Annotated in this window: 1 protein-coding gene; it reads right to left on the bottom strand. The window is 47.0% G+C overall.

Features of this window, described 5'->3' with window-relative positions; translation table 11 throughout:
- Positions 1-236, bottom strand: a 236-nt coding sequence (locus tag AAEY78_RS14990) for a polysaccharide biosynthesis protein (protein WP_352340297.1), incomplete at both ends; no start/stop codon positions are given.

Genomic DNA, 236 nt, shown 5'->3' with positions numbered 1-236 from the left:
GTTTAGTGGTGCCCATAACATTAGTGGGTCGCACCGCTTTATCGGTAGACACTAACACAAAAGTCTCAACCTTTGCCGCAATAGCCGCCCTAGCAGTATAAAGGGTACCAAATACGTTGTTACGCACGCCTTCAACCACATTGTGTTCCACTAAAGGCACATGTTTATAAGCTGCTGCATGATAAACGGTTTGCACCCCGAAGGATTCCATAATGGCTTGTACGCGGTTTTCACGC

It is taken from the genome of Psychrobacter sp. 16-MNA-CIBAN-0192 (assembly GCF_040309565.1).
Lineage (GTDB): Bacteria > Pseudomonadota > Gammaproteobacteria > Pseudomonadales > Moraxellaceae > Psychrobacter.
The sequence above is the reverse complement of the archived record's forward strand: the minus strand, read 5'-3'. Positions and strand labels throughout refer to the sequence as shown.